Source organism: Rhodovarius crocodyli (assembly GCF_004005855.1).
GTDB lineage: Bacteria > Pseudomonadota > Alphaproteobacteria > Acetobacterales > Acetobacteraceae > Rhodovarius > Rhodovarius crocodyli.
Genome location: NZ_SACL01000003.1, coordinates 63,952 through 80,935, shown reverse-complemented (window position 1 = coordinate 80,935; position 16,984 = coordinate 63,952). Strand labels below are relative to the sequence as shown.

Annotated in this window: 16 protein-coding genes; 6 read left to right on the top strand and 10 right to left on the bottom strand. The window is 71.2% G+C overall.

The window, feature by feature from the left end; genetic code table 11:
- Window position 1: 1 nt before the first annotated feature.
- Window positions 2-520, top strand: coding sequence for an LPS assembly lipoprotein LptE (lptE, locus tag EOD42_RS09540; RefSeq protein ID WP_127787304.1), 519 nt, complete (start codon window positions 2-4; stop codon window positions 518-520).
- Window positions 507-1,520, top strand: coding sequence for a DNA polymerase III subunit delta (holA, locus tag EOD42_RS09535; RefSeq protein ID WP_127787303.1), 1,014 nt, complete (start codon window positions 507-509; stop codon window positions 1,518-1,520). The genes lptE and holA overlap by 14 nt, the downstream gene beginning before the upstream one ends.
- Window positions 1,521-1,784: 264 nt before the next feature.
- Here the strand turns inward: holA and EOD42_RS09530 are convergent, their stop codons facing one another.
- The 3 genes from EOD42_RS09530 to EOD42_RS09520 form a co-directional block, all read right to left on the bottom strand.
- Entirely contained in the window at window positions 1,785-4,064 is a 2,280-nt protein-coding gene (locus tag EOD42_RS09530) for an NADP-dependent malic enzyme (RefSeq protein WP_127787302.1), read from the bottom strand.
- A 121-nt stretch (window positions 4,065-4,185) separates the two neighbouring features.
- Window positions 4,186-5,163, bottom strand: coding sequence for an N-acetyl-gamma-glutamyl-phosphate reductase (argC, locus tag EOD42_RS09525; RefSeq protein WP_127787301.1), 978 nt, complete (start codon window positions 5,161-5,163; stop codon window positions 4,186-4,188).
- Window positions 5,164-5,399: 236 nt separating this feature from the next.
- Window positions 5,400-6,386, bottom strand: coding sequence for a tripartite tricarboxylate transporter substrate binding protein (locus tag EOD42_RS09520; protein ID WP_164867857.1), 987 nt, complete (start codon window positions 6,384-6,386; stop codon window positions 5,400-5,402).
- 121 nt (window positions 6,387-6,507) lie between these two features.
- Here EOD42_RS09520 and EOD42_RS09515 point away from each other — a divergent pair, with 121 nt between their 5' ends.
- Window positions 6,508-7,776: a hydantoinase/carbamoylase family amidase gene (locus EOD42_RS09515; RefSeq protein ID WP_127787299.1), complete on the top strand. Its 1,269-nt coding sequence runs from the start codon at window positions 6,508-6,510 to the stop codon at window positions 7,774-7,776.
- A 19-nt stretch (window positions 7,777-7,795) separates the two neighbouring features.
- Here the strand turns inward: EOD42_RS09515 and EOD42_RS09510 are convergent, their stop codons facing one another.
- Window positions 7,796-8,758, bottom strand: coding sequence for a Bug family tripartite tricarboxylate transporter substrate binding protein (locus tag EOD42_RS09510; RefSeq protein WP_164867856.1), 963 nt, complete (start codon window positions 8,756-8,758; stop codon window positions 7,796-7,798).
- A gap of 134 nt (window positions 8,759-8,892) precedes the next feature.
- Between EOD42_RS09510 and EOD42_RS09505 the strand changes: the two genes are divergently transcribed.
- The 3 genes from EOD42_RS09505 (at window position 8,893) to EOD42_RS09495 (ending at window position 12,604) form a co-directional block, all read left to right on the top strand.
- Entirely contained in the window at window positions 8,893-9,846 is a 954-nt protein-coding gene (locus EOD42_RS09505; protein WP_127787297.1) for a Bug family tripartite tricarboxylate transporter substrate binding protein, read from the top strand.
- A 66-nt stretch (window positions 9,847-9,912) separates the two neighbouring features.
- Entirely contained in the window at window positions 9,913-11,427 is a 1,515-nt protein-coding gene (gene gpmI / locus EOD42_RS09500) for a 2,3-bisphosphoglycerate-independent phosphoglycerate mutase (RefSeq protein ID WP_127787296.1), read from the top strand.
- Window positions 11,428-11,437: 10 nt separating this feature from the next.
- Window positions 11,438-12,604: a murein hydrolase activator EnvC family protein gene (locus EOD42_RS09495; RefSeq protein WP_127787295.1), complete on the top strand. Its 1,167-nt coding sequence runs from the start codon at window positions 11,438-11,440 to the stop codon at window positions 12,602-12,604.
- Here EOD42_RS09495 and EOD42_RS09490 read toward each other — a convergent pair.
- Genes EOD42_RS09490 through EOD42_RS09465 form a run of 6 tightly spaced genes read right to left on the bottom strand, consistent with a single transcriptional unit; the run spans window position 12,594 to window position 16,844 of the window.
- On the bottom strand, window positions 12,594-14,021 hold the full coding sequence (locus tag EOD42_RS09490; RefSeq protein WP_127787294.1) for a PAS domain-containing protein: 1,428 nt from the start codon (window positions 14,019-14,021) through the stop codon (window positions 12,594-12,596). The two genes, EOD42_RS09495 and EOD42_RS09490, sit on opposite strands and share 11 nt — an antisense overlap.
- 57 nt (window positions 14,022-14,078) lie before the next feature.
- Window positions 14,079-14,744 (bottom strand): urease accessory protein UreG, encoded by a 666-nt coding sequence (gene ureG, locus EOD42_RS09485; protein WP_127787293.1) that lies wholly within the window; start codon window positions 14,742-14,744, stop codon window positions 14,079-14,081.
- Entirely contained in the window at window positions 14,741-15,523 is a 783-nt protein-coding gene (locus EOD42_RS09480; protein ID WP_338069634.1) for an urease accessory protein UreF, read from the bottom strand. Before EOD42_RS09480 ends, ureG begins: the two co-directional genes overlap by 4 nt.
- Window positions 15,408-15,953 carry an urease accessory protein UreE gene (locus EOD42_RS09475; RefSeq protein WP_127787292.1) on the bottom strand — a complete coding sequence of 182 codons (546 nt, stop codon included), beginning with the start codon at window positions 15,951-15,953 and terminating at the stop codon, window positions 15,408-15,410. Before EOD42_RS09475 ends, EOD42_RS09480 begins: the two co-directional genes overlap by 116 nt.
- A 46-nt stretch (window positions 15,954-15,999) precedes the next feature.
- Window positions 16,000-16,284, bottom strand: a complete 285-nt coding sequence (locus tag EOD42_RS09470; RefSeq protein WP_127787291.1) for a DUF2218 domain-containing protein — start codon at window positions 16,282-16,284, stop codon at window positions 16,000-16,002.
- The gene (locus EOD42_RS09465; RefSeq protein ID WP_127787290.1) at window positions 16,284-16,844 is read right to left on the bottom strand and encodes a PadR family transcriptional regulator; all 561 of its coding nucleotides are present in this window, start codon (window positions 16,842-16,844) and stop codon (window positions 16,284-16,286) included. The genes EOD42_RS09470 and EOD42_RS09465 overlap by 1 nt, the downstream gene beginning before the upstream one ends.
- Between the last annotated feature and the right edge of the window lie 140 nt (window positions 16,845-16,984).

Below are 16,984 nucleotides of genomic sequence, written 5' to 3'. Positions count from 1 at the left end.
CATGACGACGCGGCGCACGCTTCTGCTGGCTTCCCCGCTGCTGCTGGCGGGTTGCGGCTTCCGGCCGCTGTACCGCCCCGGCAACATGCCGAGCGGCGAGGCACTCTCGGCCGAGCTGGCGGCCGTGCAGGTCGCGCGCATCGGTGAGCGCCAGGGCCAGCTGCTGCGCCGCGCCCTGATGGCGCGGCTGGAGGACACCCGCCCCGGCACCGCGCCCCGCTATGAGCTGCGGGTGGGCGTGCGCAACGATTCCGACGTGCAGGGCTATCGCACGGACGGCGCCATCACCCGCATCCGCGTCACCGTCTCGGCCGATTTCGTGCTGATGACGCTGGGCACCGAGCAGGAGGAAATCCTGCGCGGCACCGCCCGGAAATTCGACGCCTTCAACCTGCCGGACCTGCAGTTCTTCGCCGCCGACATCAGCCGCGAGGCGATGGAGCGCCGGCTGATGGAAGACGTGGCCGAGGACATCGCCCGCCGCCTGGCGCTGGAGTTCCGCCGGCGTGGCGAAGCTTGACCCCAAGCGGATCGACGCCTTCCTGAAGGACCCCGGCGACACCCGCGTGGTGTTGCTGCATGGCGACGATGCCGGGCTGGTGCGGGAACGCGCCGCCCTTCTGGCCCGCAACGTGACGGGCGGCGACGACCTCTCCATCGCCGACATCCCGCGCGAAGGCGCCAAGGACACCGCCCTCCTCTCCAGCGAGGCCGCGACCCGCCCGCTGCTGGGCGGTAGGCGGGCCGTGCGCGTGCGCGAGGCGACCGACGCCTTCACCAATGCCGCCAAGGCAGCGCTCGATGGCCCCGGCCCCGGCGTGGTCATCATGGAAGGGCCGGAGCTTCAGGCGCGGTCCAAGCTGCGCTCCCTGCTGGAGGGTTCGCCGAAAGCCGCCGTCATCGCCTGCTGGCGCGAACGCGGCGCGGAGCTGGCCGGCAGCGCGAAACGCATCCTGGAGGAGCTCGGCGTCTCGGCCGATGGGCCGGCCATCGACTGGCTGGTGCAGAACCAGGGCGAGGACCGGCTGCTGCTGCGGCGAGAGCTGGAGAAACTCGCGCTCTATGTCGGCCCCGGCAACCGCGCGACGGAGGAAGACGTCCTGGCCGTGGTGGGCGAGGCCAACACCCTCAGCCTGGACGAGGCACTGAACGCGGCCTTCGCCGGCGACGTGGCGGGCGCCGACCGGGCACTGGCCGCCGCCGTGGCCGACGGCGCCGTGCCCGTGCAGATCATCCGCGCCGCCCTGCGCCACACCCAGCGCCTGCTGGATGCCAGCATGTCCGTCGCGGACGGCATGTCACCGGGCGACGCGCTGGGCGCCCTGCGCCCGCCCGTGTTCTTCCGCAGCCGACCCATCATGGAACGCGCCCTGCGCAACTGGCGCCAACCCGCCCTGCAAGCGGTGGCCAACGCCCTGCTGGAAGCCGAGCGCCGCACCAAAACGACCGGCATGCCCGACAAGGCCGTGGCCCGCCAGGCCGTGCTGGCCATCGCGCAACGGGGTGCGGCACGGCGGTGAGGGCGGCTCTCCCGGGGCCTTGCCCCGGACCCCACCAAGGGCGCCGCCCTTGGAACCCGCCAGGAGCCTGTGGCCCCTGGACCCACTCGAATTAACTGAAAGTCTGGGGAAGGGGCTGCGAAGGACTTTCGGGACCGAAGCGCGCTCGGTGCCCCTTCCCCAGACTTTCAGCTCCCGGTTTCCAAAGGCCTTTCGGCCTTTGGCGGGGTGCAGGGGCAGAGCCCCTGCGCGGGGTCCCGGGGGCAAGGCCCCCGGAATGCGCCCTTACGCCGGGCCTTTCCACCCGTTCGCGTGGGAGACGGCGGCGGCGGTGACGTTGACGATGCCGCGGGCCGTGACGGAGTTCACCAGCACTTCCACCGGCTTGTTCATGCCCAGCAGCAGGGGGCCGACCTGCAGGCCTTCGGCTGCGGCCTTCAGCAGGTTGAAGCTGATGTTGGCCGCATCCAGGTTCGGCATCACCAGCAGGTTGGCGGGGCCGGTCAGGGTGCTGTCGGGCACCGACTTGGCCAGGATGCTGGAGACGAGGGCCGCGTCGGCGTGCATTTCGCCGTCCACCTCGAAGCCGGGGTTGGCCTGCTGGATCAGCTTCAGCGCGCTGCGCATGCGCCGGGCGCTGGGCGCCTGGGATGCCCCGAAGGAGGAATGCGACAGCAGCGCCGCGCGCGGCGTCAGGCCGAAGCGGCGGATCTGGTCGGCCGCCAGCAGGGTCATTTCCGCGATCTGCTCGGCGGTGGGTTCCACCAGCAGGTGCGTGTCCACGAAGAACAGCGCGCCGTTGGGCACCAGCACGGCGGTCATGGCATAGACGCGGCTGACTTCGCTGCTCTTGCCGATCACGTCCAGCGCGTGGTGCCAGTGGCGCATCCAGTCGCCGTTGCCGCCCACGATGGCGGCATCGGCCTGGCCGGTTTCCAGCAGCAGGCTGGCGGCCACGGTGGGGCGCGTGACGATGCGCCGGCCGGCATTGTCGGGCGGCACGCCGCGCCGGCCTACCTTGCGGACGTACAGTTCCTCAAGCGGGCCGAACACCGACACATCCTGCGCCGGGTCCAGCACACGGACGGAGCCGTTGAGGTCCATGCGCAGGCCCATGGCGGCGACGCGCGCCTCGATCACGGCGCGGCGGCCGATCAGGATGGGCTCCGCGATGCCGTCGTCCAGGATGGTCTGCACGGCGCGCAGCGTGCGCTCGTCCTCGCCCTCCGAGTACACCACCCGGCGGGGGGATTTGCGCGCGGCCTCGACCATCGGCCGCATCAGGTTGCCGGAGCGGAAGACGAAGCGTTCCAGCTCGGTCTTGTAGGCCTCGAAATCCTTGATGGGGCGGCGGGCGACGCCGCTGTTCATCGCGGCCCGCGCGACGGCGGGCGCGATCTCCAGGATCAGGCGCGGGTCGAAGGGCTTGGGGATGATGTATTCGGGGCCGAAGACCGGGGCCTGGCCGCCATAGGCGGCGGCGACCACTTCGCTGGCCTCCATGCGCGCCAGGGCCGCGATGGCCTCGACGGTCGCGACCTTCATTTCCTCATTGATCGTGGTGGCGCCGACATCCAGCGCGCCACGGAAGATGAAGGGGAAGCACAGGACGTTGTTGACCTGGTTCGGGTAGTCGGTGCGGCCGGTGGCCACGATGGCGTCCGGGCGGGCGGCGCGCACGGCTTCGGGCAGGATCTCGGGCTCGGGGTTGGCGAGCGCGAGCACCAGGGGCTTCGGCGCCAGCTTGCCCAGCCATTCGGGCTTCAGCACGCGCGGCGCGGACAGGCCCAGGAAGATGTCGGCGCCGTCCAGCACCTGCTCCAGCGTGCGCAGGTCGGTATCCTGCGCGTATTCCGCCTTGTAGGGGTCCATCGCGTTGCGGCCCTTGTAGACGAGGCCGTCCACGTCGCAGACCCACACGTTTTCCCGCTTCAGGCCCATGGTGACCAGCAGGTTGAGGCAGGCGAGGGCCGCCGCCCCACCGCCGGTGTTCACCAGCTTCACGTCGGCCAGTGACTTGCCCTGCAGCAGCAGCCCGTTGCGGATGGCGGCGGCCACGATGATGGCGGTGCCGTGCTGGTCGTCATGGAAGACGGGAATGTTCATCTTCGCGCGCAGTTCGCGCTCGATCTCGAAGCATTCCGGGGCCTTGATGTCTTCCAGGTTGATGGCGCCGAAGCTGGGTTCCAGCTTGGACACGGCCTGGACGAACAGGGCGGGGTCGCGCTCCTCCACCTCGATGTCGATGGAATCGATGCCGGCGAACTTCTTGAAGAGGACCGCCTTGCCTTCCATCACCGGCTTGGACGCCAGCGCGCCGATGGCGCCGAGGCCGAGCACGGCCGTGCCGTTGGTGATGACAGCCACCATGTTGCCGCGGGTGGTGTAGTCCCAGGCGGCCTCGGGGTTGGCGGCGATTTCCTCGCAGGCGGCGGCGACACCGGGGGAGTAGGCAAGGCCCAGGTCGCGCTGGGTGGCCATGCGCTTGGTGGGCTCGATGGACAGCTTACCGGGGCGCGGCAGGCGGTGATAATCGAGCGCGGCTTTACGGAAATCGTCGTCCATCGTGGTCCCCCAGGTCGGGGCGCAGAATGCGGCCGGGGGCGGGCTTAAGCAACCGGCGCGGCGTGCGATGCGGTATGCGCGGGCCGGATAACCCGCGCACTTGCATGCAAGCGACGGCGCGTCAGGGCCAGACCGGCGCGCCCTCCAGACCCATGGTTTCCGGCAGGCCGCAGATCAGGTTGGCGTTCTGCACCGCCTGGCCGGCGGCACCCTTGCCCAGATTGTCCACCGCGCCGATCGCCATCACCAGGTTGCGGGCAGGGTCCGCCGCATAGCTGACGAAGGCGAGGTTGGAGCCGGTGGCCCACTTGGTCTGCGGCGGCTTGTCGGTCACGCGCACGAAGGGCCGGTCGGCATAGAAGCGGCGGGCGGCCTGCATGCACTGTTCGGTCGTGGCCCGGCCCCGGCAGTAGATGGTGGCCAGCAGGCCGCGCGTCATGGGCACCAGGTGCGGGGTGAATACCAGCCCCGCCGCGCTGCCGCCGCTCAGCTGCTCGATGGTGGCGGCCATCTCGGGCATGTGGGTGTGCTTCAGCAGGCCGTAGGGGATCAGGTTCTCGTTGGTCTCGGCATAGCCGAAGCCGCTGGTGGCGCCGCCGCGCCCCGCGCCCGAGACGCCGGTCTTGGCGTCGATGATGATGTTGCCGGGCTCGATCAGCCCCTCGGCCAGCAGGGGGGCCAGCGCGGTCAGGGTGGCGGCCGGGAAGCAGCCGGGGTTGGCGATGCGTGTCTGCCCGATGATCCGCTCGGGCCAGACATCCCCCAGGCCATAGGTCCAGCCCTCGGCATAGCGGTGGTCGCCGCCGATATCGACGATCTTCACCGATGCCGGCACGCGGGCCAGCGCCTCGGCCGAGGCCCCCGTGGGCAGGGAGGCGAACAGCAGGTCCAGCGGCGGCAGGGCCTCGGGGTCCCACTTCTCGATCACCAGATGGGCCAGCTTGGCGGGCAGGCCGGGGAAGCGGTCGGCCAGGCGGCTGCCGGCGCTGCCCTCGCCGGCGGCATAGACCAGTTCGAAGGCCGGATGCGCCGCGACCAGGCGCATCGCCTCGCCGCCGCCGAAACCGCTGATGCCGACAATGCCGACGCGAATGCTCATGGGTGTGTCCTTCAGGCAAAAGAAAACCCCCGCAACCGGGGGGCTGCGGGGGTTCTGGAATGCGGGCCGGGTCAATCCGGCGGGTGGGCCTGGGGTCAGGCGGTCACATGCCGGGGGAGACTGATCGACGCGCAGCCGGAAGGGCCGCAGCAAGGGTGCTGCGGCGTCGGCGTCGGTCGGAAAGGGTGCGGAGCCCGGGCATGTGGGCCCGAGATTGTCGCCACACCCTTACGGCGTCAATCCGCCGTGATGCCCACGCGGCGGATCACCTCGCCGTATTTGGTCATCTCGGCCTGGATGAAGGTGCGGAACTGCTCGGCGGTGCTGCCCACGGGCTCATTGCCCTGCTCCGCGAAGCGGGCGCGGGTCTCGGGCTGGGCCAGGGTGGCGGCGACCGACTGCTGCAGCCGGGTGGTCAGCGCCGCCGGCGCGCCGGGGCGGGCGAAGATGCCGTTCCAGTCATAGTTCTCGAAACCGGCGAAGCCGCTTTCGGCAAGCGTCGGCAGGTTCGGGAAGGATTCGGCCCGCGTGGCGCCCGTGGTCGCCAGCGCCTTCAGCCGCCCCTGGCGGATGTGCTGGGTGGAGCTCGGCAGGAAGGCCAGGCAGCACGGCACATGGCCCGCCATCACGTCCACCAGGGCAGGCCCGCCGCCGCGATACGGGACATGGTTCATCTCAAGCCCGGCCATGGACTTGAAGATCTCCATGCCCAGATGCTGCGCCGTGCCGTTGCCGGAGGATGCGTAGGACATCTCGCTGCCCTTCGCCTTCGCATAGGCCACGAACTCCGCCACCGTGTTCACCGGCAGGGAGGGATGGACCGCCAGCGCATTGGCCGCGCGGCTGACCTGGGTGACGGGCACCAGGTCCTCCAGCACCTTGTAGGGCATGGTGCGGCCCAGCAGCGGGTTCACGGCGTGGGAGGTGATGTCGAACAGGTAGGTGTAGCCGTCGGCCGGCTGCTGCGCGACATAGCCGCCGGCGATCAGGCCCGATGCACCGGCCTTGCTCTCGATCACCAGCGACTGGCCGATGCGCTCCGTGATGCCGGGCGCGATCAGCCGCGCCGTCACATCCGCACCGCCGCCGGGAGAGGTGCTGAGAATGAGGTGCACGGGGCGGGTGAAGCCCGGTGCCTGGGCGCCGGCGACCCCTGGGGCGATCGCGGGGGCCACGGCCGGCGCGGCCAGGGCGGAGAAAAGGATACGACGCGAAATAGGCATGCTCTGCTCCTCGAAGGGGCGGCTGGTCATCCTCGACGGCCCTTTATTCCCGCGCAGGCGGCTGGACCAATTACCTTCAATCATGAGCTAATGTTCACAGCGAGTCCATCAGGAGCCTGCCGTGATCCCTGCCCCCATCCTCGACACCGCCATCGCCGAGACCTGGGCCCTGATGAAGGAAATCGGCCGGCGCAGCGAAACGCCCCCCGGCCACACCCGCCCCGCCTTCTCTGAACAGGAGGAAATGGCGGCCACCCTGGTGCGGGAATTCCTGACCGCGCGCGGCCTGCCCTTCGAGCATGACGCCTTCGGCAACATCTACATCCTGCTGCCGGGCACGGAGGCGGGCCTGCCCGCCGTCACCTCCGGCTCGCATCTGGATACGGTGGCCAATGGCGGCAATTACGACGGCATGGCCGGCACGGCTGCGGCACTGGCCGTGGTGGCGGCCGCCCACGCGGCGGGGGTGCGGACGCGCCACGGCCTGCGGGCCCTGGCCATGCGCGCCGAGGAAAGCCCCTGGTTCAACATGGCCTATCTGGGCAGCCAGCTGCTGCTGAACTACCGCCCCCGCGCGGAGCTGGGCGCGCGCCTGCGCGTCGATACCGGCCGCACGCTGGAAGAACATGTGAAGGCGCTGGGCTATCCCTTCCGCACCGATGCCGAGCCCATCCTGACGCCGGCCAACACCGCCTGTTTCCTGGAACTGCACATCGAGCAGGGCCCGCTGCTGATCGAGCGCGACCTGCCGGCGGGCGTGGCGAGTGCCATCCGCGGCAATATCCGCTACCCCGCCGCGCGGTGCCTGGGCGAATACGGCCATGCCTCCGCCGTGCCGCGCCAAAGTCGGCGCGATGCCGTGATGGCGGTGGCCGAGCTGGCGCTGGGCCTGGACGAGCTGTGGGCGGAACTGCATGCCAAGGGCGACGACAACCTGGTCGTCACCCTCGGCCGCTTCGGCACCGACCCCGCCCACCATGCGCTGACCAAGGTGCCCGGCGAGGTGAGTTTCAGCCTGGCCATGGGTGCGACCAGCGCAGAGACGCTCGCGATCATGCGCGCCCGCAAGGATGAGCTGGTGGCCGAGATCACCGCCAAACGCGGCGTGTGTTTCGAGATGGGCGCCGAGGTGACGGCCGAGCCGGTGGCGCTGGACGAAGGCGCCATCACCCTGCTTGAGGCCGGGCTGCGCGCCGAGGGCATCGCACCCTTCCGCCTGCCCACCGTGGGGCATGATGCGGGCATCTTCGCGCTGTCGGGCATTCCCTCGGCCATGCTGATGCTGCGCAACCCGGGCGGCAGCCACAATCCGAAGGAACACCTGGAGGAAGCGGATTACGCCGTGGGCTGCCGGGTGCTGGCGGCCGCCATGCTGAAGGCGGCCGGGTAGGGCCTGCGGGCCCTAGCCCTCATTCCATCCGGATATTCGCGTCGCGCGCCACCTGCCGCCACCGTTGCAGCTGGCCCGCGATGAAGCCCGCGAATTCATCCGGCCCGCCCGGCGCACCCGTCACCAGCCCCATCTCCTGGTATCGCGCCAGCAGGGCGGGGTCGGCGGTCGCCTCGTTCACCAGGGCGTTCAGGCGGGTGACGACGGGCGCCGGCATGCCGGCCGGGCCCACGAGCCCCAGCCAGCCCGACACCTCGAAATCCTCCAGCAGGCGTTCCTTCACCGTCGGCACCTCCGGCAGCCAGGACACGCGCGTGCCGTAGGTGACGGCGAGCGGCTTCGCGCGGCCCGCGCGGATATGCGGCAGGGCGCTGGCGACGCTGTCCATCATCACCGGGATGGTGCCCGCCACCAGGTCCACGATGGCCGCCGCACTGCCGCGATAGGCCACATGGTTCAGCCGCAGCCCCAGCCTTTGCCGGAACCATTCCCCCGCCAGGTGCTGGGTGGTGCCCGGCCCGCCCGAGCCCCATTCGATGGTGCGCGTCCGCGCGCTGGAGACGAAATCCTCGATCGTGTTCCAGCCCGCGCCCGGATGGGCCACCCACAGCAGCGGCACGAAGCCATAGGGCGCGACGGCCGAGAAATCCCGCACCGGGTCATAGGTGAGGTTGCTGCCCATGGCCGGAAAGGCCGTCATGGGGCCGAAGGCGGCATTGCCCAGCGTGTAGCCGTCGGGGGTGGCGCGGGCCACCGCCTCCATCCCGATCGCGCCGCCGCCCCCGCCCCGGTTCTCGATCACGACCGGCTGGCCCAGCCTGCGGGAGAGCTGCTCGGCCACGATGCGGCTAGCGATGTCCGACGCCTGGCCGGGCGGGAAGGGAACCACGAGCTTCAGCGCCCGGTTCGGCGCCCAGTCCTGGGCCAGTGCGGGCGCGGGCAGGCCCAGCGCCGCCAGCGCGGCGCGGCGGGTGATACGCATGTTTCCTCCGTTGTTCATTCCTTGGGCCGCAGGATGCGCCGGTTGCCCGCCCCTGCGCCAGAATTCTCGCGCGGGCGTGAAATCGGGCGGGGATTCCGCGCCGGGCGGCAGGGCGGTCATTCCATGCTCAAACCATGCAACGCCGCCACCTGCCGCTTCTCGCCCTGCCCTTCCTTGCCCGCCCCGCCCTTGCCTGGACGCCCGACCGGCCGGTGCGGCTGGTGGCCCCCTTCGGCGCCGGCGGCCCGTCGGATGTCGTGGCGCGGCTGCTGGCGGAGGAGCTGGGCGCCATGCTCGGCATCAATTTCGTGGTGGAGAACCGGCCGGGCGGCGGCGGCGCGGTCTCGACCGAATATGTCGCGCGGTCGCGCCCCGACGGCACCACGCTGATGCTGGCCAGCCAGGCGACGCATGGCGTCAGCCCGGTGGTGAACCGCCTGGCCATGGACCCGGGCACCGAGACCCTGCCCATCGCCAATGTGGCGGGCGTGCCGGCGGTGCTGGTGGTGGGCAACGCCACCCCGGCCGCGACGCTGGCGGAATTCATCGCCCTGGCGAAGTCCCGGCCCGGCGCGCTGTCCTACGGCTCGGCCGGGGTGGGGACCTCCACGCACATGACGCTGGCGCTGCTGGCGCATCGCGCCGGGCTCGACATGCTGCACGCGCCCTTCCGCACCACGGCGCAAGTCTATCCGGAGATCCTGGCCGGGCGGATCACGGCGATGACGGACGCCATCAACACCGCCCTGCCCTTCATCCGCGAGGGGCGGGTGAAGGCGCTCGGCGTCTCGACCCCGCAGCGGCTGTCGATCCTGCCGGACCTGCCTTCGATCGGGGAAACCCTGCCGGGCTATGAGGTGCTGAACTGGTACGGGATCAACGGCCCCAACGGCACCCCGCCCGAGGCCGTGGAGGCCCTGCATGGCGGCATGCAGCGCCTGCTGGCCAAGCCCGAGTTCCTGGCGCGGATCGCGGCCCAGGGGCTGGTGCCGCTGCCGATGACCACAGCGGCCTACACCCGCTACATCGCGGACGACCGCGCGCAATGGGCGGCGCTGGTGGCCGCGACCGGCATCAAGCCGGAGTAGCGGGCTTCCCGCGCGGGCGCGCGGCGGCTATCCCCTTCGCAGCGCCCACAGCAGCAAGGTGAAGCCATGCCCCGTCCCGTGATGCTCGTGATTCTCGATGGCTGGGGCTGGCGTGAGGACAAGGCGGACAACGCCGTGATGCAGGCCCGCACCCCGGTGTTCGACGGGCTGTGGGCGGCGGGCCCCCGCAACTTCCTGGCCACCTGCGGCCGCGACGTGGGCCTGCCCGACGGCCAGATGGGCAACAGCGAGGTGGGGCACCTGAACCTCGGCGCCGGGCGCGTCGTGATGCAGGACCTGCCGCGCATCGACGCCGCCATCGAGGACGGGTCGCTGGACGCCAACCCCATCCTGCTGGACGCGATCGCGAAGCTGCAGGCCAGCGGCGGCACGCTGCACCTGATGGGCCTGCTCTCCCCCGGCGGCGTGCACAGCCACCAGAACCACGCGGTGGCCATCGCCCGCGCCTTTACCGCCGCCGGCGTGCCGGTCGCCATCCATGCCTGGACCGACGGGCGCGACACCCCGCCCGACGCCGCGCCGGGCTACCTGAAGAATTTCGAGGCCGCGCTGCCCCAGGGCGCCAAGGTCGTGACCGTCACGGGCCGCTATTGGGCGATGGACCGCGACAACCGGTGGGAGCGTGTCTCCCGCGCCTACAACGCCATCGTGAAGGGCGAGGGGGCTGCTGCCGCCACCGCCGCCGGGGCCATCGCGGCCGGGCACGCGGCGGGCAAGACCGACGAGTTCATCGAGCCCGCCATCGTCGGCGGCTATGCCGGGGTGAAGCCGGGCGACGGGCTCGCCTGCTTCAACTACCGCGCCGACCGCGTGCGTGAGATCTCCTCGGCCCTGCTGGACCCGGGCTTCACCGGCTTCGAGCGCGGCACGGTCGCGGCCTTCGCGTGCTCGCTGAGCATGACGCAGTATTCCACCGCGCTGACGGCCTTCCAGACGGCGCTGTTTCCGCCGCAGTCGATGGCGGACCTGCTGGGCCAGGTCGTCTCGCGCGCCGGCATGAAGCAGCTGCGCATGGCCGAGACGGAGAAGTACCCCCACGTCACCTACTTCCTGAACGGCGGCGAGGAACCGATCCTGGCCGGCGAGGACCGTATCCTGGTGCCCTCGCCCAAGGTCGCGACCTATGACCTGCAGCCGGAGATGAGCGCGCCGGAACTGTCGGAGAAGGCGGCGGCCGCCATCCGCTCCGGCACCTATGACCTGATCGTGCTGAACTTCGCCAATGCGGACATGGTGGGCCACACCGGCAGCCTGGCCGCCGCCACCGCCGCCTGCGAGGCGGTGGATACCGGCCTCGGCCGCATCGTGGAGGCGATGCGCGAGGCGGGCGGCACGCTGCTGGTCACGGCCGACCACGGCAATGCGGAGATGATGAAGGACCCCAACACTGGCGGCCCGCACACGGCGCACACGCTGAACGTGGTGCCGGTGGTGCTGGTGGGCGGGCCCTCCGGCGCCACGCTGGCCCGCGGCCGGCTGGCGGATGTGGCGCCGACGCTGCTGGCACTGCTGGGCCTGCCGCAGCCTGGGGCGATGACGGGGAAAAGCCTGTTGGGGTAGTATCCCCGGCATGGTGATCCGGCCGGCCCTTCTCGTGCTGCTTGCCGCGTTGTGCGCGCTGCCTGCCGGGGCGCAGACACGGCGTGAGCTGCGCGACGCGCGCCGCAGCGCCGAAAGCCAGGAAGCCGCGGCGGAGGCCGCCGCCCGCGCCACCGAAGCCGCCCGCGCGGAGGAAACCCGCCTGGCCGAGCAGCGCGTGGTGGCCGCGCGCGCCGTGCAGGCGGCCGAGGCGCGGCTGAACCAGGCCGAGGGCGCCGCCCGCCGCGCCGCGCAGGATGCCGCCGGCGCCATGCAGGACCGCCAGGCCCGCGCCGCCGCCATCGCGCCGCTGCTGCCGCTGCTGTACCGGCTGGAACGCTGGCCGGCCGAATCCCTGCTGGCCACCCCCGCCGCGCCCGAGGAATCGCTGCGCGGCCTGCTGGCCATGCAGGTGCTGATCCGCCAGGCGGGGCAGGAGGCGGAGGCCTTCCGCCTCGCCGCCGCCCGCGCGACCGAAACGGCCCGGCTGGCGGCGCGTGAGGCCGACCGGCTTTCCGAGGCGCGCGCCGAGGCCCGCGCCGCCGATGCCCGGCTGGAAGCCGCGCTGGACGCCGCGCGCGGCCGCCGCGCGAACCGCGAGGCCCAACAGACCCAGGCCGCCCGCCGCGCCCAGGCCGCGATCGGCCGCGCGCGCGACCTGGAACAGGCGCTGGAACGGCTGGAGCGCGAGCGCGCCGCCGAGGAAGCCCGCCAGGCCGCCCGGCAGCGCGCGGCCGAGGAAGCGGCCCGCCGTGCCCGCCGCCCGCCCCCGGTGGCCGAGGCCCCGGTCACACCCTCGCGCGGGGGGCATCCGCTGCCGGTTCCGGGGCAGATCACGCGGGAATTCGGTTCCTCCGGCGAAGGCGGGACGGCGCGCGGCATGACGGTCGCGGCCGGCCCGCGCGCGCGCGTCGTCTCACCCTGCGGCGGGCGCGTGGCCTTCGCCGGGCCGTTCCGCAGCTTCGGCCAGCTGATCATCATCGATTGCGGCGGCGGGGTGCATGTGGTGCTGGCGCGGCTGGAACGGCTGGACACCGCGATGGGTGAGCGCGTGCTGGCCGGCGAGCCGGTGGGCAGCCTGTCCTCCGACGCGCAGCTTTACGTGGAGCTGCGGCGCAACGGCCAGCCCAGCGACCCGCGCGGCTTCTTCAGGGGGTAGCGTCGCCGACGAAGGCGGTGATGTCGGACAGGCCGCCCGCGATGTGCAGCATGCCGCCGTCGCGCTCCGTGACCTGGGCTTCCTCGCGCAGCCAGATCCAGCTGTCGTCGGGGCGCTGCAGCCGGTATTCCACCATCGCGCGCCCGCGCTCGGCCAGGCGTGCCATGAACTCCCGCCGGGCCTCCTGGCCCACGGGGTCGGAGCGGGCGGCGATGCTGCCGGGCTCGGACAGCTGCTCCGCGCTCCATCCCGTCAGGCGTTGCAGGTTGCCGGTGAGGAAGTTGTAGGCGAGCACGCGCCGGCCCTGTTCCAGCTGCGCCGCGTAGAGCGCCACGGGCGCGTCGGCCACCAGGTGCTGCAATTGCTCCCGCGCCTGGGACTCGGTCTGGGCCATGTGGCGGGCACCGGCGGCGCCCAGCCGGGTGCGGCGGGTGCGCACCAGCTGGTTGATCCACAGGATGGTGGCCAGCAGCTTCAGCCAGCCCAGCAGGATGGCAATGCGGATCCACATCGCCAGCGTACCTGAGGGTTCGGTGGCCTCGCTGACCGACAGCCGCGCGCCGATGGCCAGCGGCGCCTGTTCCATGATGCGATAGGAGAAATAGGCCGAGATGTCGTCCAGGTTGCTGCGCGTGCGCATGAAGCCGAAGCGGCCGCGCTGCCGGTCGACGGGCGAGGCCTGGGTCAGCGGCTGCAGCCCGATATAGCGGCTGGCATCATGGCTGCGGGCGATCAGTGTGCGGTCGGCGGTGCGCACGATGCCGACCGCGATGCCGCTTTCATAGCGCAGCTGTTCGAGGGCGACCGACAGCAGGCGCGGGTCCAGCGAGACGACGACGACGCCCGCGAAGCGGTCCGCCTCGATGATCGGCAGGGTGAACTGCACGGTCGAGATGCCGGAGGCGCGGCCCAGCACCGGGCGGCTGACGAACAGGGCGCGGCGCCCGGCGCGATGGACCTGGAAATGCTCGCGGTCGCTGAGGTCGACGGGACGCCAGCCGCGCGTGGTGCTCCAGGTGAGGATGCCGTCCGCCCCGATCTCCGACACCTGGCGGATGCCGAACCGGCCCAGCCGCATCAGCGCCTCCAGCCGGCTTTCGATCGCGGCCGCGCCCTCGGTGTTGCCGCGGGCGGCCAGTTCCCGCCGCAGCAGGGTCAGGGCGTAGAGGTCCTGGGTTTCCTCGACCGCGCGCAGGGCCACCTGCTCCGCATTGACCACGGCGGCCTGCAGTTCCTGGCGCGTGTGGTTCATATGCAGGCGGGTCTGCTGCTCCACATAGGCTTCGCCCAGGAAGAAGGCCCCGATGCCGCCCGCGAACCAGATCAGCAGCGCGAGGACGAGATAGCGCGACGGCCGCCATTCGCGCACCCGCTGCCGCCACCGGCGTCCCGCCCCCTCAACGCCGTCATGGCTCATCGCGGAGACGATAGGGCGAGTAACCCGCTACGCCTACTCAATTTTGTAAGACAATGCTCAGGCGCGGACACCGCCCTCACGCAAGATGAAGTCCGCTACCTCCTTCACGCCTTCCTCGGCCTTGAGGTTGGTGAAGATGAAGGGACGGCGGCCGCGCATGCGCCGCGCGTCGCGGTCCATCACGGACAGGTCGGCGCCGACCAGCGGCGCCAGGTCGATCTTGTTGATCACCAGCAGGTCCGACTTCGTGATGCCCGGCCCGCCCTTGCGCGGGATCTTGTCGCCGGCCGAGACGTCGATGACGTAGATCGTCAGGTCCGCGAGTTCCGGGGAGAAGGTGGCGGCGAGGTTGTCGCCGCCGCTCTCGATGAACAGCACCTCCAGCCCCGGGAAGCGGCCGATCATGTCGGCCACGGCCGCCAGGTTGATCGAGGCATCCTCACGGATGGCGGTATGCGGGCAGCCGCCGGTCTCCACCCCCATGATGCGCGCGGGGTCCAGCGCGCCGGCGCGGGTCAGGAACTCGCTGTCTTCCTTGGTGTAGATGTCGTTGGTGATGGCCGCGATGTCGTGGGTGTCGCGCAGGTGGCGGCACAGGCGCTCGACCAGCGCGGTCTTGCCGCTGCCGACCGGGCCGCCGATGCCCACGCGCAGCGGGCCGTTGGGGGCGGGCAGCGTGGGGCGCGGCCCGTTTTCCAGGATGCGGCCGATGGTGACGCTCATGATCGGAACAGCCTCGTGTACTGGGTTTCGTGGCGGATGGAGAACAGGTCGAGCATGGGTGCCGCGGTGCCCAGCCGGTCGAGCGACGCGGCCTCGGCGGCATCGGCCGCCTGCTCGATGGCGGGGTAGAGGGCGGCGGTGACGCGCTGGCCGTCGGTCTGGCCCAGCGGCACTAGCCGCACGCCGGCCGAGACGAGATTGGCCGCGAAGCCCGACAGCCAGGCGGTGAGTGCCGGGCGCAGCGGGATGGACCCGAAGCCGGCGGCGGCGCCGAAGGCCACCGCATGGGTCAGGCGTTTCGGGTGGCGGGCGGCGAAGGCCGCAAAGCGGTCATCGGGCCAGCATGTGGCGGTGACGGAGGCGAAGCTGCCGCCCTGCTGGGTGGCCTCCAGCGCGGTTTCGGCCGTGCCGCGCCAGGCGGCGGCAAGCTCGGCCGCCTCATCCAGCGCCGCGTCGTCCTCAGCGGTGGCGGCACGGTGGGCCGCGACCAGCAGGGCGCCGTCCACGCGCCCGGCGCCGGCCAGCAGGGCCGTGCGGATATAGGCCTCAAGCCCCGCGCGGTTGGTGACCAGTTCTTCCTCGACCGCCGTCTCGATCCCGTGGCTGTAGCTGAAGCCGCCCACCGGATAGGCGGGCGAGCACCAGGCCAGCAGCCGGTACAGGTCAATCATGGTGGTGATGGTGGTGATGGTGGTGGCCATGCCCATGGTCGTGGGAATGGCCATGGCCGTGATGGTGCCCGCCATGCTGATGGCCGGGGTCGTGGTTGTGCTCGCCATAGGCGCCGCCCTCCGGGTTGAAGGGGGCCTGGACTTTCGCCGTGGCGGCGCCGAGCCCGCCCAGCATGCGCTCGATCACATGGTCCTGGCGGATCAGGATGCGCGATTCCTGCAGCTCGGCCGGCAGATGGCGGTTGCCCAGGTGCCAGGCCAGGCGCAGCAGGTGCCCGGCGTCCCGGCCGCGCACCTCCAGCAGCGCCTCGGGGGCGGCCTTCACCAGGATCAGCGTGCCGTCCTCCAGCGCCAGCGCGTCCCCGTCATGCATCACCTGGGCCTCGGCCAGGTCCAGCAGGAACTCGCGGCCGGCCTCGGTTTCCAGGCGCTTGCGGCGGCGGAAGCGGTCGTCGAAATCCAGCGTCACGCTGTCCACCGCCGCGTCGGGGGTGAAGCTGCCGGCGGGGCTGATGCTGGTGGCGCGGGGAAGTGACATGCGGCGGCTCTCTGCTGGACCGCCGCAGTATCAACGCGCCTTCCGTTCAGGTCCAGGCGATCTCGGGCGGGGAGCGGAAGGCGAAGCGCAGCAGATGCCGCGCCACGACATCCTGCAGCTTCGCGCAGTCATCGACCGTTTCCGCCTGCACGCGCATGTGCAGCGCCTCGCCCCGCACCGAAAGGTCACAGGGGCCCATCGGGAAGGCGATGTGGCCGGCCGTGTTGTCCTCGGCCAGCGTGGTCGGCAGCTTGTGGGCGAAATGCTTCACCAGCTGGCCGAGGTAGCGGGCCGGGCTTTCGGTGGCGACGGTGGCCTCGGCGCTGGTCATCAGGCGCGCTCCACCTGGCGTGCGGCCTCGTCGATCGCGGCGACGATGCGGCCCAGCTCCTCCTCGGTCATGCCGCCGCGCATCATGCGGAAGCGCAGCGCGGTCTTCAGGTTGTGCATGGCGCGCATGACCTGCATGGCCGATGCCTGGGGCCGGTCGCCGCCGGCGGCCGCGATGCGGGCCTCGATGGAGGCGACCTGGGGGGCCGCTTCCTCCAGGGCGCGGGTGCCCTCGGGGGTGATGGTGTGCAGCTTCTTGCCGCCCTGCTCCGTCACGGAAACCTGGCCGAGCTCCTCCAGCAGGGTCAGCGTGGGGTAGATGGTGCCGGGGCTGGGGGAATAGGCACCGGCCAGGCGTTCCTCGATGGCCTTGATGATCTCATAGCCGTGGCGCGGCTTTTCCGAGATCAGGTGCAGGACCAACAGGCGCAGCTCCCCATGGTCGAAGAAGCGGCCGCCGCCGCGATGGCCGCGATGCTCATGATGGTCGCCGCGACCGAAGAAGCCGCGGGCGAAGCGGCGTTCGCCGCGGTGGTGGTGATGATGGTGATGGCCGAACATGGCTGTCGTGCTCCGATAGTGTTTCGTTGGTGTTTAGATATATCGAAATGCTGTCGATAGACGAGTGACGAAATGTTTCATGGCGGAAAGTCTGGAGTTTATCGCTCATTTGAGCATATGAATTGCCCAAAGGAGCACGA